The following is a 21771-nucleotide window of genomic DNA, read 5'->3' as shown; positions in this document are numbered from 1 at the left end:
TGCAACTGCGAACATTACAGGCCGTGGCCATTGGGGCGCCCGAGTTGATAGCGGGCGCATCCGTTAAGCCTATTTAAAGCGCTGCTGCGATCGCCGCACCCAACTCTTCCGTTGAGGCGCTGCCGCCGAGGTCGCGCGTCAGGCTATTACCGGCGGCCAGGGTGCGCTCAATGGCATCCAGCACGGCGGCACCCGCTTCGGCGTAACCGAGGTGCTCCAGCATCATCGCACCACACCAGATCTGTCCAATCGGGTTTGCCACGCCTTTGCCCGCGATATCCGGCGCTGAACCATGCACTGGCTCAAACAGGCTCGGGAATTTCCCTTCCGGGTTGATGTTGGCGGAGGGCGCAATACCGATGGTGCCGGTACAGGCCGGGCCGAGATCCGACAGAATGTCGCCAAACAGGTTGCTGGCCACTACCACATCAAACCAGTCCGGATGCAGCACGAAGTTCGCGGTCAGAATATCGATATGATACTTATCTACTTTCACTTCCGGATAGCTCGGTGCCATGGCTTCGACGCGGCTGTCCCAATATGGCATGGTGATAGCAATGCCGTTCGATTTGGTGGCAGAGGTCAGGTGTTTTTTCGGACGCTTCTGCGCTAACTCATAGGCAAACTTCAGGATGCGATCGACGCCCGTACGCGTCATCACCGTCTCCTGAATCACCACCTCGCGGTCGGTGCCAGGGAACATGGTGCCGCCGACGGACGAGTACTCGCCCTCGGTATTTTCACGCACCACGTAGAAATCGATATCGCCGGGCTGACGATTGGCCAGCGGCGCTTTGACGCCCGGCATCAGGCGAACCGGACGCAGGTTGACGTATTGATCAAATTCGCGGCGGAACTGCAGCAGCGATCCCCACAGCGACACGTGATCCGGTACCACATCCGGCCAGCCCACCGCGCCAAAATAGATGGCATCAAACTGGCTGAGGGTGGCGAACCAGTCATCCGGCAACATCTTGCCGTGCTCTTGCCAGTATTCAGCGCTGGCGAAGTCAAACCATTGCCACTCCAGAGAAATATCGAATTTCTTTGCCGCTGCATCCATTACACGGATGCCTTCTGGCATCACTTCTTTGCCAATGCCATCGCCAGGGATGACGGCGATTTTGTAGGTTTTGCCGCTCATAGGGTTCTCGCAGGTTGCTGTTGATGTTCTGAACGCAGTATAACCATGCATCACCGGGAAATAATTAGCCTGAGCGGCAAGCCAATGTTGAATAAAAGTAGAGAATCGCGCACCTCCACCGACGATCTGGCCTTCTTTGTGCGCGTCGCCGCGCTGGAGAGTTTAACCGCTGCGGCGCGTGAACTGGGGTTGTCGCTGCCCGCCGTCAGCAAACGTCTCAGCCACCTTGAACAGCGTCTGGGGGTGCAACTGCTTAAACGCACCACGCGGCGGCTGGAGCTCACCGCTGAAGGAAAACGCTATCTGGAAGGGGCTCGCCCGTTGCTGGATCAACTGGCAGAACTGGAGGAGTCGGTGAGCAGTCAGGCGGCGGTGCTGCGTGGCAGCCTGAACATTAACGCCTCGTTTGGATTTGGTCGCCGCCATGTTGCCCCCTGCGTGTCCCGTTTTGCTGCGCTGCATCCTGAAGTCTCGTTATCATTACAACTCAGCAGCCAGCCACTGAATTTCATCGATTCGCACATCGACATTGATATCCGTATTGGCGAACCGCCCGATGCGCGACTCATCGCGCGCAAGTTACGCACCAATCCCCGCGTGCTATGCTGCGCCCCGATTTATGCGCAACGTCACGGCCTGCCTGACAGTATTGCGGCGCTGGCGCAGCACAACTGTATTTTGCTACGCCAGTACGAAAGCGATTTCGCATTGTGGCGATTGAGTGATGGCCAGCAGCAGGTGACGCAAAAAGTGCAGGGCAGCCTGATCACCAACGATGGCGAAGTGGCGATGCAGTTAGCGATGGATGGGCACGGCATTTTGCTGCGTTCCTGGTGGGATGCCCAGCACATGATTGAACGCGGCGATCTGCTGCATGTGCTGCCCGCATGGAGCAGCGCGGACGGGGATATTTTTGCCGTATGGCGGCCACAGCGTCAGTTACTCGCCCGCATTAGCGCCTTTGTGGATTTTTTGCAGTCCGCCTTGTAACTATTAAATAATATTTGATTATTTATAATCATCATTGACTGTTTGTGAGCATGATCAAACAAATCATTGGCTATTTAGCCTATAAATTGCCCTGCTTATGCGTGAATTCATTCTCATGTGAGTGAAATAAATCAATGAGCATAAACAGGGTTGCCTTTGTGCACAGACACTAAAATAACAAAACAGGCAACCTCATTAACGGCAAGCGTGAAGCCCAGCGCAGGCCACGACCCTACGTTATCAATGAGGCTAAAATGAAACAGTTTTCTGCAGAAGGGATGATGATTATTGTCGGGATCGTCATCGCGTATATTCTGTTTACCACCTGGCTGACCTGGCATCTGCGCAGTAAAAACAGCGGCGACTTTATGGCGGGATCCAACGTGATGCCGGCTTTTGTTGTGGGTGTGATGTTAATGTCTGAGTACATTGGCGCAAAATCGACCATTGGTACCGCCCAGGCGGCGTTTGAAGGTGGGTTTGCCGCATCCTGGTCGGTGATTGGTGCCGCGATTGGCTTCCCGCTGTTTGGATTCCTGCTGGTTAAGCGCATCTATAACACTGGCAAAATCACCATTTCGGGTGCGATTGCCGAACGGTACGGCAACTCAACCAAGAACATCATTTCCCTCATCATGATCTATGCGCTGCTGCTGGTGAACGTGGGGAACTATGTGAGCGGCGCAGCGGCGATCTCGACCGTGTTGAACCTCGATCTCACCACGGCGGCCGTGATCACCGCAATCGTCAGTACCTTCTACTTTATGTTCGGTGGCATGAAGGGCATTGCCTGGGTCACGCTGCTGCACAGCGGGCTGAAATATATCGGTATCCTGATCATTCTCGGCGTCGCACTGCATATGACCGGCGGCGTTAGCCCGATGATCAAAGAGATGCCGCATTTCTACTGGACGTGGGACGGTAACATTGGGGCCAGCACCATATTTGCCTGGATGATTGGCACCATCGGTTCGATTTTCTGCACCCAGTTTGTGATTCAGGCCATCGCTTCCACCAAAAGTGCCGCATCCGCTAAGCGTGCAACCTGGGTTGCCTTCTTCTTTTGCATGCCGATTGCGATTGCCATTGCGTTGATTGGCGTGGCGGCGAAGTACCTGCATCCGGATATCAAAAGCCTGTATGCACTGCCGGTGTTCCTGCAGGATATGAGCCCATGGCTGGCCGGGATTGTGACCACCTCGCTGGTGGCCTCCATCTTCGTCAGTGTTAGTACCGTGGCGCTGGCGATTGCCTCGCTGGTGGTGAAAGATTTCTATGTGCCGTATCGCAACCCAACGCCAGAACGTGAATTCCGTATGACGCGCTGGCTGTCGCTGCTGATTGGTTTCCTGCCGTTAATCCTGGTGCTGTTCGTCCCCGAGGTGCTGAAGCTCTCCTTCTTCACCCGCGCGATTCGTCTGTCGATCTCGGTGGTGGCGATTATTGCCTTCTACCTGCCGTTCTATAAGAGTACCCGCGGGGCGAATGCCGGTCTGATTGGGGCCTGCGTGGTCACCACCGTCTGGTATCTGCTCGGCGATCCGTTCGGCATCAACAATATGTACGTGGCGTTGATTACGCCTGCAGCGATCATGGTGATTGATCGCCTGATCCCTTCGGCACAAACGCACGACAAAAAAGCACCAAAATCTTCAATGCAAAACAGTGGAGCCTGATATGACCGATTCAACGATTACCGTCGAACGTAACGGTAACCTTCATCCGCACGCGCGGGATGCGCAGCAGCTCACGGCGATGCTGCCTTCGGTCTGTCCGCAGAATCATGCCGCTAATCTGCTGCCGCTGCCCAACGGCGACCTGCTGTGTGTCTGGTTTGGTGGCACGCAGGAAGGGATTGCCGATATCTCCGTGTGGTGCTCGCGCCTGGAACAAGGTGGCAGCCAGTGGAGTGAGGCGCAGAAACTTTCTGATGATTCGACGCGCTCTGAGCAGAATCCGGTGCTGTTCCTCGATCCTGACCAGATATTGTGGCTGTTATGGACAGCGCAGAAGTCCGGTAATCAGGACACGGCGATTGTGCGCTATCGCCAGTCACGCGATTTTGGCCGCAGCTGGAGCGCCATCGACACGCTGCTCGATCAGCCCGGCACCTTTATTCGCCAGCCGATTACGGTGTTACCGAATGGCAACTGGCTGTTGCCGGTGTTCTATTGCCGCACTCAGCCGGGCGTAAAATGGGTCGGTAATGACGACATTAGCGCGGTAAAAATCTCCAGCGATAAAGGCAAAAGCTGGCGAGATGTGGCGGTGCCGGATAGCCTCGGCTGCGTGCACATGAACATTACTTTATTGCAGGATGGTAGCTTACTGGCGCTGTATCGCAGCCGTTGGGCAGACTTTATCTACCAAAGTCGTTCTGTTGACGGTGGTGAAAGCTGGAGTGCGCCGGTGGCGACGGAACTGCCCAACAACAACTCCTCAATTCAGGTGACCACGCTGAACAACGGCCATCTGGCGCTGGTGTTCAACGCCATGAGCGCCAAAGATGCCAGCGAGCGTCGCCTGTCACTGTATGACGAAATCGAAGATGAGGATGACGATGTGGCGGTGGCCGCTGAACCGGTGGTGCATAGCGGACGCACCGCATTTTGGGGCGCACCGCGCGCACCGATGACGCTGGCCATCTCCCCAGACGGCGGCAAAAGCTGGCCGTGGCAGCGTCATCTCGATGAAGGCGACGGCTACTGCATGACCAACAATTCGCAGCAGAAACTCAACCGTGAGTTCTCCTATCCCAGCATCAAGCAGAGTGAGGACGGCGCACTGCATATCGCCTACACCTATTTCCGTCAGGCGATTAAGTACGTCCGCGTTAACGAAGCGTGGGTGAGGGGCGAAAAATGAGTCGACACGCGCTGGTCACGGGTGTCAGTTCAGGTATTGGCGCGGCGATTGCTGATCATCTGCTGGCGCAGGGCTGGCAGGTGACGGGGTTCAGTCGCACACTGGTCAAGAAAGATCATCCGGGCTTTACCTCGGTGAGCGTGGATCTGTTCGATGCCAGTTTGCTGAAGCAGGCGCTGGCCGCTTTGCCAAAGGTGGATGCGCTGGTGCATGCCGCAGGCATGATGGCGGCAGCGCCGCTCGGCGATCTCGATGAGGAGCAGAGCGCGCGCCTGTGGTATCTGCATGTGCAGGTGGCGCAGATCATGGCGAACGCGTTGCAGCCGCAGATGACGCAGGGCGATCGTATTTTGCTGATCGGCAGTCGCACTTCACGCGGCGCCGCTCATCGCAGCCAGTATGTCAGCACCAAAGCGGCAATGGTTGGGATGGCGCGCAGCTGGGCGGCTGAATTAGCGCCGCAGGGGATCACCGTGAATGTGATCGCGCCCGGTGCCACTGAAACGCCCATGTTGCTGCAACCTGGCCGTGCCAGTTCACCACCCAAGCTGCCGCCCATTGGGCGCTACATCAAGCCGGAGGAAGTGGCGGCGCTGGCGGGTTTTGTGCTGTCCCCCGCTGCTGATGCAATAACCGGGCAGGAATTGGTTATCTGCGGTGGAGCGTCGTTGTAGATAGCGATTCGTGTTGTTATCCGCAGCTGATGCAATCACCGGGCAAGAGTGAATGATTTGCGGTAGAGCGTCATTGTAGATAGCGGTCAATATGCTCCCCCTCATCCGTCTTCCCTGAATCCCGTCCGGGATTCAGGGAGTGTTGGGACGAGAGCGGGTGGGCTAAAGGAAGCACATGAACCCTTTTTAACCTATCTCCTTCGCAAGGCCGTGACATCCACCTGCCAGACATTCAGTTTGTTATACAGCGCGGTACGTGAAATCCCCAGTTGCTGTGCTGACTGGCGCAGGTTGCCTTTCTGCTCACTCACCACCTGCAATACATGCTGACGCTCATTCTCCTGCAATGATGTTAAAACGCTGGATTGTGGCGGCGAGACGCGCTGCGTCATCTCTTCCGGCAAATCCGGCTTGCCAATCTCCAGCCCTTCACACAAATTCACCATGCGTTCGACCAGGTTCTCCAGTTCACGCACGTTGCCCGGCCAGTGCCACGTCTGCAAGCAGTGCATGGCTTCAGACGACACCTGCGGCGCGATACGTTTCAAGCGGGTACAGAGCGCCTGAATAAACGTATTCACCAGACCTGGAATATCTTCCTGACGTTCTCGCAACGGCGGAATGGCTAATGAAATCACGTTAAGACGGTAATACAGGTCGCGGCGAAAGGCGCCTTTTTCCACCGCATCCAGCAGATTACAGTGCGTGGCGGCAATAATGCGCACATTGACCTTCAGCGGATGCGCGGCGCCAATACGCACCACTTCACTCTCTTGTAATACGCGCAGCAGGCTGGTTTGCGCCTCCAGCGGCATTTCGCCAATTTCATCCAGAAACAGCGTACCGCCATCCGCCAGCTCGAATTTTCCCGCTGAGCCGCCGCGCCGGGAGCCGGTGAATGCGCCATCGACATAACCAAACAGTTCGCTCTGCACCAGGTCACGCGGCAGGGCGCCGCAGTTGAGGGCGATAAAGGGCTCCTGATGTCGTGGGCTGGCGTTATGGATCGCCTGCGCGAACAGCTCCTTGCCGGTGCCGCTTTCACCGCTTAACAGCACGGTGCTATCTGTGCGGCTGCTGGCGCGTGCCTTCTGAATGGCTTGCTGCACGCGCGGAGCGTGGCCGCGAATCATCTCAAAGGTATAACTGGCGCTGACGCCCATTACCTGCCGCGTAATCGCCCGGATGCGCTGGTTCTCGCGCAGAGACAGCACACGTCCACCATCGGGTGCCGGCATCAATGAAATCAGACAGGAGAGGGGCTGCACGCCGTCCGGGATAAACTGCAACTCACGGTCATTACAGAATGGCATGGTCAGCAGCGATCCTCCCTGGGGTTGCAGTAACACATCAATCGGCCCGGCTTGAGGATCGAGACCACTAAAGATCTGCCGCGCATAGCGGTTTAACGTTTTGATCCGTCCGTGGCGATCGCAGACGATCACGCCCTCATTCAGGGTTTCCAGGATCGACTGTTGTTCTGCCAGCAAACTGCGCAACATTAATTGTTGTCCCACCGCTTCTGCAGCGGCCTGTACCGTGCCCAGCGTGTGCGCATTAAAGTTATCCGGTGTGGCGGTGAGTGTGAGCACGCCGAGCAGTTGGCCGCTGGCATCTCGAATCGGCGCGGCTGCGCACTGGTAGTGGCGCTTACGCAGATCGATCTTCCAGTTTTCACCGCTCAACACATACACCAGCCGTTGCTCAATCAGGCAACGAGCTGTGCAGTTGGTGCCGAGCACCTCTTCGCTCAGGATGCTACCAATCGGCGTCAAATCAGCGCCGCAAAAATGCAGCGTGACACCTTGCGCGTCGGTGAGGTTGATATGGCCATCCGGGTTATAGGCCAGCAGGTTTTCCATTACGTTACGCGCCACCGCAATCAGCTCGGCATTGTGCGCCAGGATGACCTTCAGCTCATCCGCAGGAGGCGAAGTGTAGATGAAGGTGTGTGGATCGATGGCGCGCTGCTGCGATCGCTGCCATGACTGCAAGATACTGCGCCGCATCCAGCCCGGTTGTTCCCCCCGGACAAAGCTGTGCCAGCCCTGCCAGAGCAAGGTATCCCATTCGCCCGCTTCAGCCCCTTCCGGCAGGCTGAAAATCGGGTCGCTTTCATCTTTAAACGGCAAACGTTCGCTGGCGCGCATCAGAGGCTCCTGGTCAATCTGGAATGTCAATTTTATTGACATGTGAAGTTGACATGTAAAGTTTATGACCAATTCAAAGCGCAACGCTGTGTGGTTCCTCACATAAATTGCCCCTTTTTAGTTGGCATCTGGATTGCAATGAAATGCCTATCTCACCTGTCCCGAACGGACATATCCAAAACAGTAAGGAATGATTTATGACATTTCATCTTCAACCGGTACGTGTTGGTCTGATTGGCGCAGGGCGAATGGGCAGCTTCCACGCCGAGAATCTGGCATATCGCGTCCCCGGCGCCACGCTGGCAGCCGTCGCCGATCCGCAGCCCGGTGCGGCGGAAAAGCTCGCCAGCAAGCTGGGTGTCGCGAAAGCCTATAGCGATTTGCATGCGCTGCTACTCGATCCTGAAATTGATGCGATTGCCATTGCGGCGCCCGCTCGCACCCATGCCGAGTGGGTGATTGCCGCTGCGAATGCCGGTAAGCACGTATTTTGTGAGAAGCCAATGGCGGTCACGCTGGAGGAAGCTGACCGCGCGATTGCCGCCGCCAAAAGCGCAGGCGTAGTGTTGCAGGTGGGCTTTAATCGCCGTTTCGATACGGGTTTTGCGGCGGCGATTGCGGCAGTGAAGGCAGGCGAGAACGGTATTACGCAGTTGAGCCGTTCTGTAACGCGCGATCCGGCGCTGCACGATCCGTCGCGCATCCCGCAGTGGACCATTTATCTCGAAACGCTGATCCACGATTTTGACACCCTGCTGCATTTCAACCACGGGGCGAAGCCGGTGGAAGTGTATGCCATCGCCGATGCGCTGGTGCGCCCGGACTTCAAAGATAAAGGCTTACTGGATACTTCGGTGGTGACCATTCGCTTTGATAACGGAGCGATAGCCATTGCGGAAGCCAACTTCCAGGCAGTGTACGGCTATGACGTGCGCGGCGAAGTGTTTGGCAGCAAAGGGATGCTGCAGGCGGGCCATATCACCTCTTCTAACTGTGTGCGCTACAGCGCCAGCGGCATCAGCATGGAGACCTCGCGCATGGATTCGGATCTGCTGCGCGAAGCTTATGTGGCGGAAATGATCGAGTTTGCCCGCTGTATCCGCACCGGTGAAACACCGCGCGCCACCGGCGAAGACGCGCGCAATGCGCTGGAGATTGCGCTGGCCTGTATTGAATCGGTCACCCACAACCTGCCTGTCAAAGTGGGAGCGCGCTAATGGCTGCTTATCAACTCTCAGTTTGTGCCGAGATGGTGTTCCTCGATCTGCCTTTCGTCGAGCGTGTGAAACGCATTCACGCGCTGGGGTTTGGCGTCGAAATCTGGGGATGGGCCAATAAAGACATTGATGCGCTGGTCGCCACAGGTGCGCGATTCACCTCCATGACCGGCTATCTCACCGGCAATCTCACCGACGATGACGAGATCCAGCAGCTGCTGCAAAGTGCTGAAGCCTCGCTGGCGGTGGCTGAACGGCTTAACTGCCCGGGATTAAATCTGCACGGCACCGGGCTGGATGACAAAGGCTTGCCGGTCAAACCTGTGGAAGTGGTAACCGGTGCGATGTGGCTGAAAGCGGTCGATACCTTGCGCAAAGTGGCGCAACTGGGCGAGCGCGCCGGGCGCGTGTTCACCCTCGAAAACCTCAACCTGCCGGTCGATCATCCCGGCACCCCGTTTGCGCTGGCTGCCGATACCCTGGCACTGGTGGAAGCGGTCAACAGCCCGGCGCTGAAGATGAATCTCGACCTTTATCACGCGCAGATTGGCGAGGGCAATTTGATTGAGCTGATTCGCCGCAGCGGTTCCGCGATTGGCGAAGTTCAGGTGGCGGACGTCCCGGGCCGCCAGCAGCCGGGCACCGGCGAGATCAACTATCGTGCTATCGCGCGCGCGCTGCAGGAAGTGGGTTACGGCGGCACGGTAGCGATGGAGGGCTGGGCCAGTGGTGACAGCACCGCTGCGCTAGAGCAGTTCCGCGATCACTTCACGATTTAAGCGTTTTACCGCCGGGTATTTGCCTGTTGCCCGGCGTCATAACAATAAAACCTCAACCTACAGGAATCACCTCATGAACATCCGAAACATCGTGCTTTGTCTGTGCTCGCTGCTGCTGAGTTTGAGCGTCAGTGCGAAAACTTTCACCGTCGGCGTCGCGCTGGCTAACTTCGACCTTAACTTTGTCTCGATTCTACGTACGCAGATGCAGGCAGAGTTAATGGCCAATCAGCTCAACGGCCAGTTCGTGGATGCCAAAGGAGATGTGGCACTACAAGTGCAGCAGGTTGATGATTTTATTAACCAGGGCGTGGACGCCATCATCCTTAATCCCGTCGATACGCAGGGCGTGTTGCCGATGATCACCGCCGCGAAAAACGCCAATATCCCGCTGATTTTCGTCAATCGTAAGCCAGAAGTGAAACTGCCGGGCGACATGGCTTATGTGGGTTCTGACTCTGCATTGGGCGGTGAGATGCAGATGGAAGCGTTAGCGAAGAAGATGAATTACAAAGGCAATGTGGCGATTCTGATGGGCGCACTGTCCAATGAAGAAGCGCGTGAGCGCACCCGTGCAGTTGAAGCGGTGATCGCCAAATATAAAGACATGAAAGTGATCGAGAAGCAGACCGCCAAGTGGCAGCGCAATGAAGCCGTGGATGTGGTATCGAGTTGGTTGCTGAACCAGCGTCCGATCGATGCGATTGCCGCTAACAATGATGAAATGGCGATTGGTGCCATCATGGCGCTCAGTCAGGCGAAAAATGAAAAGATTCTGGTCGCGGGAATCGATGGCACGCCTGATGGACAGCAGTTTGTGAAGAACGGCAAGATGACACTGACCATTTTCCAGGACGCTAAAGGTCAGGCAACCGGTGCAGTACAGGTGACGAAGGCACTGCTGGATAAACAGAAAGTGCAGGAGTACAACTGGGTGCCGTATCAGACCATCACTCCGGAAAACTACGCGCAGTTTGCTGCAAAGTAAGTTGAGCGTCATGGCACAGGCGCACGACGTTGCGCCTGTGCTGCCCGGGAAATCATCGCATTCAAGTGAACCTGCTCACATCCTTCTCTTTCAATTATTCACGGTCCTAAACTTTCCCATTAACGCGCCGATAATTTCACCACTCAGTCTGAGCATTTTGCCCTGACGTTTGGGCATCTTAATCAACCTCTGGTGTGGAAAATTGCCATGATCGCAACGCCCTTGTCAGGCCCGGATGCCGCGCCGGTGGAGATGGTTTCGCTGCGACGTATTGCACAGCGCGCAGATAGCCTTGCGGTGATCCTCAACTGGGGATTGTGGCCGATTGCACTCGGCGTTGGGTGGATGAATGACAGTTTAACCGTAGCGCTGATTGCTGGCCTTGCGTTGGCACTGCTGTCGACCTTCTTTGGCACCGTCCTGCGCGGCACGCTGACTTCAAGGTTGGTGCTCTCAGCCCTGTTGATCGGCTGGGCAGGTTTACTGATTCAACTCGGCGGTGGTGAAACCGAATATCACTTCTCAGTATTTGTGTTGATGTCGGTACTGCTGGCGTGGCGCGACATCCGCCCGCTGCTGATGGGCGCGGCAGCAGCGGCCACGCATCACATTCTGTTTAATTATCTGCAGGAAAACGATCTGTTTGGCGTGGTGGTGTTCCATCATCCGGGCTGGGATATGGTGCTGTTCCATGCCCTGTTTGTGGTGGCGCAGACCGCCATCTTGCTGGTGATTGCGCGTCAGATGGCCGCCGATGCACGTTCCGCAAGCGAAGTGGCAGAGCTGGCATCACAGATCAACCGGCAGGCCGGATATCTGACGCTGAATGCGGATACCCAGCAGAGCGAAACCCCGTTCGCACGTACTTTCAGTACCACATTAGGCACCATGCATGGCACGCTCCATCAGGTGAGCCTTGGCGTGAGTGCCTTGCTGACTGAGTCTGAGAGTATTTTGCAACGCAACGCCGCCCTTTCAACCCGCACCGATGAACAGGCGCAGGCACTGGAAGTCGCGGCCAGTGCGATGACGGAAATCAGCATCGCCGCCAGCTTAACGCGTGATAAAGCGCAGAGCGCAAGCGCGTTAGCGCGGGACACGCGCGCGGTGGCGACGCGCGGAGAGGAAAATATTCAGTCGGCGATGGGCTCAATGGCGAAAATCAGCGAAGAGTCACAGCGGGTGAAAGTGATTTTAGCATTGATCGACGGTATCGCTTTCCAGACCAATATTCTTTCACTGAACGCCTCAGTAGAAGCGGCGCGCGCCGGAAGTCAGGGGCGCGGTTTTGCCGTAGTGGCAAGCGAAGTGCGCAACCTGGCGATGCGCAGCGAGAATGCCGCCCGCGAAATTCGCCAACTGATGGATACCAGCAGCCAGAGCACCGAGCATGGAAGGGTGCAGATTGAGCATGCAGCGCAGACCATGTGCGCGATTCACAGCAGCATCAGCGGATTGTCACAGCTGGTCACCGAACTGTCTGAGATGAGTGAGCAGCAGAATTTAAGCATCGAGCAGATTCAGCAGAGTATTAATAGCATCGATCACAGCGTGCATCACAACGTTCAGCATGTGGCCGAAACCTTGCAGGTGGCGCATCAGCAGCAACAGCAGGCCAACCAATTACAGCAGGCGATTGCGTTATTCAGGCTGGAGTGATCACCGGCGAGACGAATAAATCACGACTTCTCTGGCTGGCAGGGCGCACCGAATGAAGTGCGCCCCTGTTGGCAGGTTAAGCCACACCCTTGACCAGTAACACGCGATAGTTCGCGCCTTTGACCCGATGGGCTTTCGCTTCCTGATACGCCGGGCTGTGGTACCAGGCTTTTGCTGCATCAATATCCGCAAATTCCAGCACCACTACGCCTTCCGCCTCACGGCCTTCCAGCACTTCAAGATCGCCATAAAATGCCAGCGGCGTGATCTGATGATCGCCGCGTGCCTCATCGGCTTTCTGCGCGTAGGTCGCCAGCTCATCTTTATCCAGCGTTTCGTCTTTAATCATCACCACATAAGCGGCCATTACTGCTCTCCTCGCGCCTGACGTTTGTCTTCGGTGTTGGTATCGAAATCAGAGGCATCGTGGCGTTCCAGCAGTTGATCCTGTGGTTCGGCACCAAATGCCTTATTCACTTTGCGACCCCGAATCACCGCTGGACGCTCAGCGATCTCTTTAGCCCAGCGCACCACGTTTTTGTACGACTGCACATCAAGGAACTCGCCGCCGCCATAGATGTTGTTCAGCACCAGGTTGCCGTACCACGGCCAGGTGGCGATATCGGCGATGGTGTATTCCTCACCGGCGAGGAATCGGTTATTGGCGAGCTGACGATCCAGCACATCCAGCTGACGCTTGGCTTCCAGCGTGAAGCGGTTGACGGCGTACTCGATTTTTTCTGGTGCGTAGAAATAGAAGTGACCATAGCCGCCGCCTAGGTAAGGTGCAGAGCCCTGCAGCCAGAACAACCAGTTCAGGGTTTCGGTGCGGCCTGCAATATCCGCCGGGATGAAGTGACCAAATTTCTCGGCCAGATACAGCAGGATGTTGCCTGATTCGAACACGCGCAGCGGTGGCGTCACTGAGTGGTCACTCAGTGCCGGAATTTTGGAGTTCGGGTTCACGTCAACAAAACCGCTGGAGAACTGATCGCCATCACCGATGCGAATCAGCCAGGCATCGTATTCGGCTTCTTTAGCCCCGACGGCCAGCAACTCTTCCAGCAGGATGGTGACCTTCTGGCCGTTTGGCGTACCGAGCGAATAGAGCTGCAGCGGATGTTTGCCCACCGGCAGGGTCTTCTCATGCGTCGGCCCGGCGAACGGACGGTTGGTTTTTGCGCCGTTACCTTTGGCTTCCGGGTCCCAGGTCCAGACTTTCGCGGGCTGATACTGATTTTCCGACATAATGATTTCGCCTTGTTGTGATTGCGTTTTTTGCTGCTACTGAGTGTAGCAGCGACAGATGAAGGCGATTTAACCGCGCTGGCGGTGAGATGCAAAGTGTGATTATGCGAAGTTCTCTTGCGTAAACAGCATAAAGTCGACTTTGCCGGACTGGTAGGTGTCAGGCTGTTCACCCTCTTCGAGATGTTTTAGCAATAAGGTCAGCGCCAGCTGAGCATGGCGCAGGGTGTTTTGATCGAGTGTTAGCGTCAGCACGCGCTTCTCAAAAAGCTGGCGCGTGGTGGCATAAAGTTCATGCGTCACGTACACCACTTTGCCGCCGAGTCGATGGCGCGCCAGCGCTTCGTGAATCTGCGTATTGCCGAGGCCGGTGTTGTAGAGTCCGACGATATTTTGCGATCCGGCCAGGGTTTTCTCCAGCAGACGGCTGATGCGATCGCGTTCATCCTGACCGGCAAGAATTTCCCGCAGACGCAGCTGCGGGAAACGCTCCGCCAGCACGGCTTGAAAACCTTCAATGCGCTGACGATGTGCTGAGTAATCTGCGCGGCCACTCACCAGCACCACATCGCCCGGTGCATTGATCATACTGCCAAGCATCAACCCGGCGGTGCGTCCGGCTTTGTATTGATCGATGCCGACATGACACAGGCGTGCCGCATTGGGCAGGTCCGTCACCATAGTGATCACCGGTACGCCGCGCGCCTGACACGCCGCTAAGGCATCATAAATCAGCGGATTTTCGTGGGCGAAAACGATCAGCGCATCCATTTTCTTACTGCTGGCCGCAATGTGTGCCGCCAGCTTCTCGGGGGCGTTTTCCGGGATCAACGTGCGATGCAGGCGCAGTCGACGATAGCCCAGCTCATCAGCCAGTCGGGCAAAGTCCTGTGCCAGCTGCTGGAAGAAGAACGAGCCGTTGCCGCTGAGCAGCACTTCGATCTGCCAGCTATGGCGATGCTCCTCTGGCAAAATACGCTTCAAACCCGCATCCCGCGCCGCCTGCAGAATTTTTTTTGTCATCGCCGGGGACACACCACCGCGATCGTTGAGTACCCGATCAACCGTGGCCACGCCCACGCCTACTTGCTTCGCCAGCTCCGCCAGCGTCAGTGCTTTCATCTGAGGTAATTCCATCAAAAACCGCGTACAGCTAGCCTGCCAGAAAGCGCTATTTTGACAACATCGGCTATTCCGAAGTGTGAACAAAAGGAGCGTTAAAATGCGGACTCCGCAACGTTTTGCCTTGATTGGCAGTGGATTTATCGGCCAGGTGCACGCTGCCAACCTGGCAGCGCATCCCGGCGTTGAGCTGGCGCTGGTGTGTGATATCGATGCGTCGCGTGCCGAAGCGGTGGCACAGCGCTATGGCGCAAAAGCGGCCAGTGTGCAGCAGGCGCTGAGCAGTGATGGGATCGACGCGGTGCTGATCGCCAGCGCTACGCCAACCCATGCCGAACTGCTGGAGCAGGCGGTGCTGGCGGGCAAAGCGGTGTACTGCGAGAAACCGATCGACCTGTCGTTGCAGCGCGCGCGGGAAGTCGTGGAAAAAATCTCTCCGGTGCAGGTTCCTGTCACCGTCGGCTTTAACCGTCGTTTTGACCACAGCCATCAGCAACTTAAATCCCAGCTCAAACAGGGGCTGATTGGCCGCACTGAGCTGATTCAGATGGTGTGCCGCGCGTCAGAATTACCGCCGATCAGTTATCTGCAAGCTTCTGGCGGCCAAATGCGCGATCAGGCGATCCACTTTTTTGATCTGCTGCGCTGGCTGACAGAAGATGAAGTCAGCACCGTTGGCGCACTCGGTGCCGCACTGGCGATGCCGGAGATCCGTGATTTTGATGTCGATACTTCGGTGCTGATCATGCGCATGCAGCAGGGCGCGCTGGCGCAATTGGATAACACGCGCCGCACGGCTTACGGCTACGACGAACGCATCAGCGTGATGGGCAGTGAAGGGATGCTGGCTTCAGAGAGCCAGTCAGCGCGGGGTGCCACCCTTTATCAGGGTAAAGGCATCACTCAGCCCGGCTTGTATGCAGACTGGTTTAGTCGGGTGAAAGAGACCTACTACACCCATCTGGATGCGTTTTTACGCCACATCGGCGGAGAGAAAATCGAAGGGCTGCCGGGATTGATCGACGGTCTGCGCGCGCAGGCGATTGCCGAGGCGGCACAGTTATCGCTGACGCGAGGTGAATTTACAGAAGTGGAGAGGGTGGCAATCTAATCCAACGCACTCTCGTAGGCGGGAGTGCTTGTTGGTGGAGAGAATCTTCCATTCAGCTCATGTGTTGAGCACTGGCACGATTTCTTCCCCCTCTCACGATGAGAGAGAGGGGGGAAAGTGCCGTGGGCCGGGTCTATTTCAGCAGCTCACGCTCAATTAATTCACGCGTTTCCACCGCCTGATACTTCATCTTTTCCGGATAGCCAAACAGCGCCGCCGAGATAATCGACTCTCCCCCGACTTTATAGGTGCGGTTGGCGAAATCCATCTCGCGCAGCGCTTCAAACAGCGCATCGAAGTTCACTTCCCCTTCACCCACCGCCACGTGCTGGTGGATGGTGGCATCGACACCCGGGGGGTTGACGATATAGCGGCAGTGCTTGGTGTGGTTCATGGTATCGGCAATCAGCATATGCGACAGATCGTCGCCCGCGTAGTGCAGCATGTTTTTCACATCACCCACGCCTTTGTCGTAATAGAAGGTATGAGGCGCGCTGTAGATGTATTTAACGTTGTCGCTGCGGAACGATTTCACGATATCCGCCGTTTCGTTGCTTTGTTCGCAGAAATCCCACGGATGTGCCTGAATTTCGACGCGGATACCTTCACGTTCGATAATCGGCAGTAACTCATCCATCGAGCGATAGAACATCTCTTCACAAATCTCCGGCTCGTTCGGATTGCCTGAGAGTTCGGTATTGATCACCTGCACGCCCATCTCGACGGCGATCTCGATCATGCGTTTCCAGTTCTTCACCGCCGCCTGACGACGCAACTCGTCCGGGCCTGACCAGCGATAAACCGTGATAAACGATGAGATTTCCACGCCAGTGGCATTCAGCGCATTTTTGTATTCGCGCATGATTTCCCTGCTGGCTTTCGGGTGTTTATAAAACGGATTGATCTGTGGATGGGGCGATTGTTCGATGTACTTGTAACCCCATTCGGCCACCTGATGCACCATGCGCGTGATGCCCATTTCTCTGATGACATCTACATCAAAAGCGATTTTCATATTGTTCTCCTGATCGTTAAGCGGTGCGCTCTTCATTAAACACCACACCGATCTGCTTCCTGACTTCATCCATGGCGTGCAGCGTGGCCAGTGAGGTGGCCAGCGGACGGACAGGCGAATCAAGCAGCCCCTGGTGGATACACCAGGCGGTATGTTCGATTTCATGACAGAGCTGAATATAGCGATTAGTCGGTTCTTCCCAGCGCAGCGTATGGCGGCCATCGCTGGAAGTGAGACGGAAATTGCCCGGCGCATAGAACTGGCCGTCGAGATAAAGCGTGGCATCACGACCGGCGATCACGGCAGTGCCCGGTGTGTTGCTGAACAGCGTGGTGTTGAGCACTGAGTGCATGCCGTTGCCGTGGGTCAGCAGCATTGATGTTTGCCCATTCACACCGCCAGGTGCAGGCTGGCCTTGCGCCACAATACTATCGGGTGCGCCGCCGACCAGCACGCTGAAGCCGATCAAATAGCTGCCGAGATCCAGCATCGGCCCGCCCGCCAGATCGAGATTGAAAATGCGGTGATCCTGGGTGAAATATTCACCATGATCGGCGATCAATGTATGAACATCTCCTAACGCGCCATCGGCCAGCAATTGACGGATCACATCGTATTTCGGCGCAAAATCACACCACATCGCTTCTACGCACAAGCGTTGTTGTTTGTGCGCTTCCTGCTGTAATTGCAACGCCTGCTGTGCATTGAGCGCCAGCGGCTTTTCAATCAGCACATGCTTGCCCGCTTGCAGCGTGCGCAGCCCATCAGGAAAGTGATGATTGTGCGGTGTGGCGATATACACCACATCAATGTCCTGGCGACTCAGCAGTGCGTCAAGGCCTTCAACGGCGTGCGGGATATCCCATTTGCTGGCAAAAGCTTGTGCTTTCTCCAGACTGCGTGACGATACGGCCACCAGCTGTTGCTGAGTATGATGACGCAACGCATTGGCAAAGTGGTCGGCGATCCAGCCGGGTCCAACAATGCCCCAGCGCAGCGCGGGGATCTGGTTTTCAAGGGGACGGCGAGGTGCAGGTAGGGTCTGAGGGAACATATCATCTCCGTTATTATTGAGTCGTTCATGTGCCGGGAGCCGATAAGGCAGATCGCTTTCACTATAGAAAGGCGCGACCGCCGCCTCTATGGATTTACTGATGCAAATCCATCAGCCCTCACCTCTGTCCTCGAACAGGAAAATATCAAACATTTATTCCGGTAGGTAATTTAATGAAATGAATCATTTCATTTTTGCGATAACGATCAAATTACTGAGAGATTCTCTATCAAATATTGAGATTTGATGACGATTTACTCCGCAATGTCTTCGCACTCCCGGTCCATTTCGGGCATTATTTTGATAACTTACTATCAAACTGGAATCTGTTGATGAGCAAAATCACCATGAACGCTATCGCCAATGCGGCTGGCGTTGGCGTCGCCACGGTGGATCGGGTACTGAATCGGCGGGCTCCGGTTCGAGCGGCCACCGAGCAGAAGGTGTTAGAAGCTGCCAACCGACTGGGTTATCGCATGGCGCCGGTTGTGCCTTTCAGCGCTGAGTCCCAGTCCGCGCACGTGACGCTGCGCATGGGTTTTGTGCTGCTATCAAAATCGTATTCGTTCTATCACTCGCTGACAGATGCCCTCAGGCAACAGACGCAACCGTTGCATCCTGCGGGCAGTGAGCCACGGTTTTACTGGCATGACATTGATGATGTGGCAGCTGTGGTGGCCTCACTGCACAAGCTGGCGCAAGAGGTGGATGTGATTGGCTTAGTCGCGCTGGATCACCCACTGATCCGCCATGCCATCGAGCAGATATCACGCCAGGGCGTGCGGGTTTACGCCCTGTTCTCCAACTTCTCGCCCTGCGGACATGCGGGCTATTTCGGGTTGGATAATCAGAAAGCCGGACGCACTGCCGGTTGGGTGGCCTCGCATTTGCTGCATCAGCCGGGATCGGTGGGCGTGCTAGTGGGCGACCATCGTTTTACCTGTCAGGAGAGCTGCGAGATCAGCTTCCGCTCCTATCTGCGCGAGCAGGACAGCACCCGACGCGTATTAGAGCCGCTGAAAACCCATGAGTCGATTGATGGCGGCTATCACGCCACGCGTCAGTTGCTGGAAGATCATGCCGATCTCGCCTTAATCTACGCGCCCTGTGGCGGTATTGAAGGCGTGATTCATGCGTTACGCCAGCAGCCGCAGCGCGAGGTGGCGCTAATCTGTCATGGCCCGGTGAAAGAGGGCGAACTGGCACTGATTGACGGTACAATCACCGTGATGATTCGCCATGAAATTGAGGAAATGGTGCGGCAATTTGTCCGCACGACTCAACAAACTGTCGAATCAGGTGAGCATTTCTCTCAGGTCACGCTGCCGTTTGAGATCATTACGCGTGAGAATCTTTAGCCTCTGAGCACCGAAGTCTGGCGACGCGATGAGAAGCGTCAGCCTGATTCGCTCTCAGGCTGGCTGACCGGGAATGCGTTGGCATTACTTGAGTGGTTGGCCTGAAAGTGGCGCCAGTTATGGATTTGATAGATTATCTATCATTTTAATGATGAAAAATAACATGATCGCTATCAAAGAATGAATGTTTCATGATTGCTGTGGGTGAAATTTTCATTTGATACTTGCGCTATCCAACACCGCAAGGAACGATCATGACGATTCACATTGCTAATGCGCCCTGCAGCTGGGGTGTCGACGATCCTAAAAACCCTTTCCTGCCACCCTGGCAGAAAGTCCTGTCGGAAGCGGCTCAGGCGGGCTACAAAAGTATTGAGCTGGGTCCATGGACTTATTTGCCTACCGATGCCGCTGAACTGCGTCACCAGCTGGAAGCCCATCAGCTTTCGCTGGTGGCGGGCACGATCTTTGACGATCTGGCCAGCGAAGCCAATTTCCCGGCGATGGTTGAACTGACACACAACATCTGCCGCAACCTATCGCAGGTTCCTACTGCCGAAAAAACCCACGCGGATAATCTGCCCGCACCTTACCTGGTGATTATCGATTTCGGTAACCCTGAGCGTGCCAGATTTGCCGGGCAGTCAGATAAAGCGCCGCGCCTCTCCAGTGCAGAGTGGCAGCGCATGATGCAGCACATCACCACCCTGAGCCAGATTGCCCGGGATGAGTATGGCGTGCGCGCGGTGATCCACCCGCACGCGGGCGGCTGCATTGAGTTCGCCGACGAGCTGGAGCAATTGGTGCAGGACATTCCGCATGAGGTAGCCGGTTTGTGCCTCGACACCGGGCATCTTTATTACTCCGGTATGGATCCGATCCCTTATCTGAGCCGTTACTGGGATCGGATCGATTACCTGCACTTCAAAGATGTGAATGACGCGGTCTGGCGCGATGTGATTGCGCGTGGCGTGGACTTCTTTGCCGCCTGCGCCGAAGGGGTGATGTGCCCGATTGGCAAAGGCGCGATTGATTATCCGGCAGTGCGGGCGTTTCTCGCTGAGCGCAACTATCAGGGCTGGATCACCATCGAGCAGGAGCGCGATCCGCGCAACGCCGACACCAGCCTGCGCGACGTCACTGACAGCCTTCACTACCTGCAATCGGTCGGATTCTGAGGAGATCATCATGATTAACGGCATTAAAGCTCTGGATCGTTCACTGCGCTGGGGCATGGTGGGCGGCGGCGGTACCAGTCAGATTGGCTACATCCATCGTTCATCGGCACTGCGTGATGGCAACTTTGTGTTGCAGGCGGGTGCATTTGATCTTAACGCCGAACGCGGCCGTGCGTTTGGCGTATCACTGGGCGTCGACGCGGATCGCTGCTATCCGGATTACGAAACGATGTTTGCGGCGGAAGCGGCGCGTGCAGACGGCATCGAAGCCGTTTCCATCGCCACGCCGAACAATACCCACTTCACCATTTGCCGTGCGGCGCTCAATGCCGGTCTGCATGTGGTGTGTGAGAAGCCGCTGTGCTTCACCACCGAAGAAGCGGACGAGCTGGAAAAACTCTGCGCCGAGAAGAAGAAGATCATCGGTGTGACTTACGGTTATGCCGGCCATCAGCTGATCCAACAGGCGCGCGAGATGATCGCGGAAGGGCTGCTCGGCGAGATCCGCATTATTAATATGCAGTTCGCGCACGGCTTCCATAACGAAGCGGTCGAACTGCAAAACGAAAGTACCAAGTGGCGCGTCGATCCACGCTTTGTTGGCCCTAGCTATGTGCTGGGCGATCTGGCGACGCACCCGCTGTTTATCGCCGAAACCATGGTGCCGAAACTGCAGGTGAAACGTCTGTTGTGTAGCCGCCAGAGCTTCGTGAAAACCCGTGCGCCGCTGGAAGATAACGCCTTTGTGATGATGGAGTACGACAATGGCGCGGTCGGCACCATGTGGGCCTCGGCAGTGAACTGTGGCTCAATGCACGGCCAGAAAGTGCGGGTGATTGGTGAGAAGGCCAGTCTGGAGTGGTGGGATGAGCAACCAAACCAATTGCGCTATGAAGTGCAGGGTGAGCCGCTGCAGATTCTGGAGCGTGGTATGGGCTATCTCCACAAAAGTGCGCTGGCTGATGACCGTATCGGCGGCGGCCATCCGGAAGGGTTGTTTGAAGCCTGGTCGAATCTCTATCGCCGTTTTGCGCTGGCGATGGATGCCACCGATCGCGGTGATGAGGCGTTTCTGGCTGACTTCTGGTATCCCGATGTGCATGCCGGATTGATGGGCGTGCGCTGGGTTGAGCAGTGCGTGAAGTCAGCGGATGCCGGTGCAGTGTGGGTGGATTGCTGATTAAGATGAAGTGAATATCCCGGTCGGCAGCACTGCCGA

General features: G+C 56.1%; 19 protein-coding genes. 12 read left to right on the top strand and 7 right to left on the bottom strand.

All coding sequences use genetic code 11. The features are described from left to right. Positions 1-73 precede the first annotated feature (73 nt). Positions 74-1144 carry a tartrate dehydrogenase gene (locus AC1MDE_RS11320; RefSeq protein ID WP_058961838.1) on the bottom strand — a complete coding sequence of 357 codons (1071 nt, stop codon included), beginning with the start codon at positions 1142-1144 and terminating at the stop codon, positions 74-76. 84 nt (positions 1145-1228) lie between these two features. On the opposite strand from AC1MDE_RS11320, the gene AC1MDE_RS11315 reads away from it, so the two are divergent. The 4 genes from AC1MDE_RS11315 to AC1MDE_RS11300 all read left to right on the top strand — a co-directional run bounded on the left by AC1MDE_RS11315 (position 1229) and on the right by AC1MDE_RS11300 (position 5673). Next, positions 1229-2134: a LysR family transcriptional regulator gene (locus AC1MDE_RS11315; RefSeq protein WP_058961839.1), complete on the top strand. Its 906-nt coding sequence runs from the start codon at positions 1229-1231 to the stop codon at positions 2132-2134. Between the two features lie 254 nt (positions 2135-2388). Then, on the top strand, positions 2389-3810 hold the full coding sequence (locus AC1MDE_RS11310) for a sodium:solute symporter family protein (RefSeq protein WP_058961840.1): 1422 nt from the start codon (positions 2389-2391) through the stop codon (positions 3808-3810). A gap of 1 nt (position 3811) precedes the next feature. After that, on the top strand, positions 3812-4999 hold the full coding sequence (locus AC1MDE_RS11305; protein ID WP_058961841.1) for a sialidase family protein: 1188 nt from the start codon (positions 3812-3814) through the stop codon (positions 4997-4999). Further along, positions 4996-5673: an SDR family NAD(P)-dependent oxidoreductase gene (locus AC1MDE_RS11300; protein ID WP_058961842.1), complete on the top strand. Its 678-nt coding sequence runs from the start codon at positions 4996-4998 to the stop codon at positions 5671-5673. The genes AC1MDE_RS11305 and AC1MDE_RS11300 overlap by 4 nt, the downstream gene beginning before the upstream one ends. A 191-nt stretch (positions 5674-5864) precedes the next feature. Here AC1MDE_RS11300 and AC1MDE_RS11295 read toward each other — a convergent pair whose 3' ends face one another. Further along, positions 5865-7823, bottom strand: a complete 1959-nt coding sequence (locus AC1MDE_RS11295) for a sigma-54-dependent Fis family transcriptional regulator (protein ID WP_058961843.1) — start codon at positions 7821-7823, stop codon at positions 5865-5867. 197 nt (positions 7824-8020) lie between these two features. Here AC1MDE_RS11295 and AC1MDE_RS11290 point away from each other — a divergent pair, with 197 nt between their 5' ends. From AC1MDE_RS11290 to AC1MDE_RS11275, 4 genes are all read left to right on the top strand, one after another. Further along, positions 8021-9040: a Gfo/Idh/MocA family oxidoreductase gene (locus AC1MDE_RS11290; RefSeq protein WP_058961844.1), complete on the top strand. Its 1020-nt coding sequence runs from the start codon at positions 8021-8023 to the stop codon at positions 9038-9040. After that, positions 9040-9819 carry a TIM barrel protein gene (locus tag AC1MDE_RS11285; RefSeq protein WP_479401231.1) on the top strand — a complete coding sequence of 260 codons (780 nt, stop codon included), beginning with the start codon at positions 9040-9042 and terminating at the stop codon, positions 9817-9819. The genes AC1MDE_RS11290 and AC1MDE_RS11285 overlap by 1 nt, the downstream gene beginning before the upstream one ends. A 73-nt stretch (positions 9820-9892) precedes the next feature. After that, positions 9893-10807 carry a substrate-binding domain-containing protein gene (locus AC1MDE_RS11280; protein WP_479401230.1) on the top strand — a complete coding sequence of 305 codons (915 nt, stop codon included), beginning with the start codon at positions 9893-9895 and terminating at the stop codon, positions 10805-10807. A 207-nt stretch (positions 10808-11014) separates the two neighbouring features. Continuing rightward, positions 11015-12466 carry a methyl-accepting chemotaxis protein gene (locus tag AC1MDE_RS11275; protein ID WP_058961847.1) on the top strand — a complete coding sequence of 484 codons (1452 nt, stop codon included), beginning with the start codon at positions 11015-11017 and terminating at the stop codon, positions 12464-12466. 76 nt (positions 12467-12542) lie between these two features. Here the strand turns inward: AC1MDE_RS11275 and AC1MDE_RS11270 are convergent, their stop codons facing one another. From AC1MDE_RS11270 to AC1MDE_RS11260, 3 genes are all read right to left on the bottom strand, one after another. Continuing rightward, positions 12543-12833, bottom strand: coding sequence for a DUF1330 domain-containing protein (locus AC1MDE_RS11270; RefSeq protein ID WP_058961848.1), 291 nt, complete (start codon positions 12831-12833; stop codon positions 12543-12545). Next, entirely contained in the window at positions 12833-13714 is an 882-nt protein-coding gene (yghU, locus tag AC1MDE_RS11265; protein ID WP_038643540.1) for a glutathione-dependent disulfide-bond oxidoreductase, read from the bottom strand. The genes AC1MDE_RS11270 and yghU overlap by 1 nt, the downstream gene beginning before the upstream one ends. Positions 13715-13816: 102 nt before the next feature. Then, on the bottom strand, positions 13817-14836 hold the full coding sequence (locus tag AC1MDE_RS11260; RefSeq protein WP_283216676.1) for a LacI family DNA-binding transcriptional regulator: 1020 nt from the start codon (positions 14834-14836) through the stop codon (positions 13817-13819). A 100-nt stretch (positions 14837-14936) separates the two neighbouring features. Between AC1MDE_RS11260 and AC1MDE_RS11255 the strand changes: the two genes are divergently transcribed. Next, positions 14937-15947 (top strand): Gfo/Idh/MocA family oxidoreductase, encoded by a 1011-nt coding sequence (locus tag AC1MDE_RS11255; RefSeq protein ID WP_480344560.1) that lies wholly within the window; start codon positions 14937-14939, stop codon positions 15945-15947. Positions 15948-16080: 133 nt separating this feature from the next. On the opposite strand, the gene AC1MDE_RS11250 is transcribed toward AC1MDE_RS11255, so the two are convergent. After that, positions 16081-16962: a sugar phosphate isomerase/epimerase family protein gene (locus AC1MDE_RS11250; protein WP_034827178.1), complete on the bottom strand. Its 882-nt coding sequence runs from the start codon at positions 16960-16962 to the stop codon at positions 16081-16083. Between the two features lie 16 nt (positions 16963-16978). Next, positions 16979-18016, bottom strand: coding sequence for a Gfo/Idh/MocA family protein (locus AC1MDE_RS11245; protein WP_097119001.1), 1038 nt, complete (start codon positions 18014-18016; stop codon positions 16979-16981). 332 nt (positions 18017-18348) lie between these two features. Between AC1MDE_RS11245 and AC1MDE_RS11240 the strand changes: the two genes are divergently transcribed. The 3 genes from AC1MDE_RS11240 to AC1MDE_RS11230 all read left to right on the top strand — a co-directional run bounded on the left by AC1MDE_RS11240 (position 18349) and on the right by AC1MDE_RS11230 (position 21732). After that, on the top strand, positions 18349-19374 hold the full coding sequence (locus AC1MDE_RS11240; protein ID WP_479397971.1) for a LacI family DNA-binding transcriptional regulator: 1026 nt from the start codon (positions 18349-18351) through the stop codon (positions 19372-19374). A gap of 254 nt (positions 19375-19628) precedes the next feature. Further along, positions 19629-20552, top strand: coding sequence for a TIM barrel protein (locus AC1MDE_RS11235; RefSeq protein WP_479397972.1), 924 nt, complete (start codon positions 19629-19631; stop codon positions 20550-20552). A 10-nt stretch (positions 20553-20562) separates the two neighbouring features. Continuing rightward, positions 20563-21732 (top strand): Gfo/Idh/MocA family protein, encoded by a 1170-nt coding sequence (locus tag AC1MDE_RS11230; RefSeq protein WP_480344559.1) that lies wholly within the window; start codon positions 20563-20565, stop codon positions 21730-21732. Positions 21733-21771 lie beyond the last annotated feature (39 nt).

This window comes from Pantoea folii, assembly GCF_056678875.1.
This window is presented reverse-complemented; position numbering and strand designations above follow the sequence as displayed.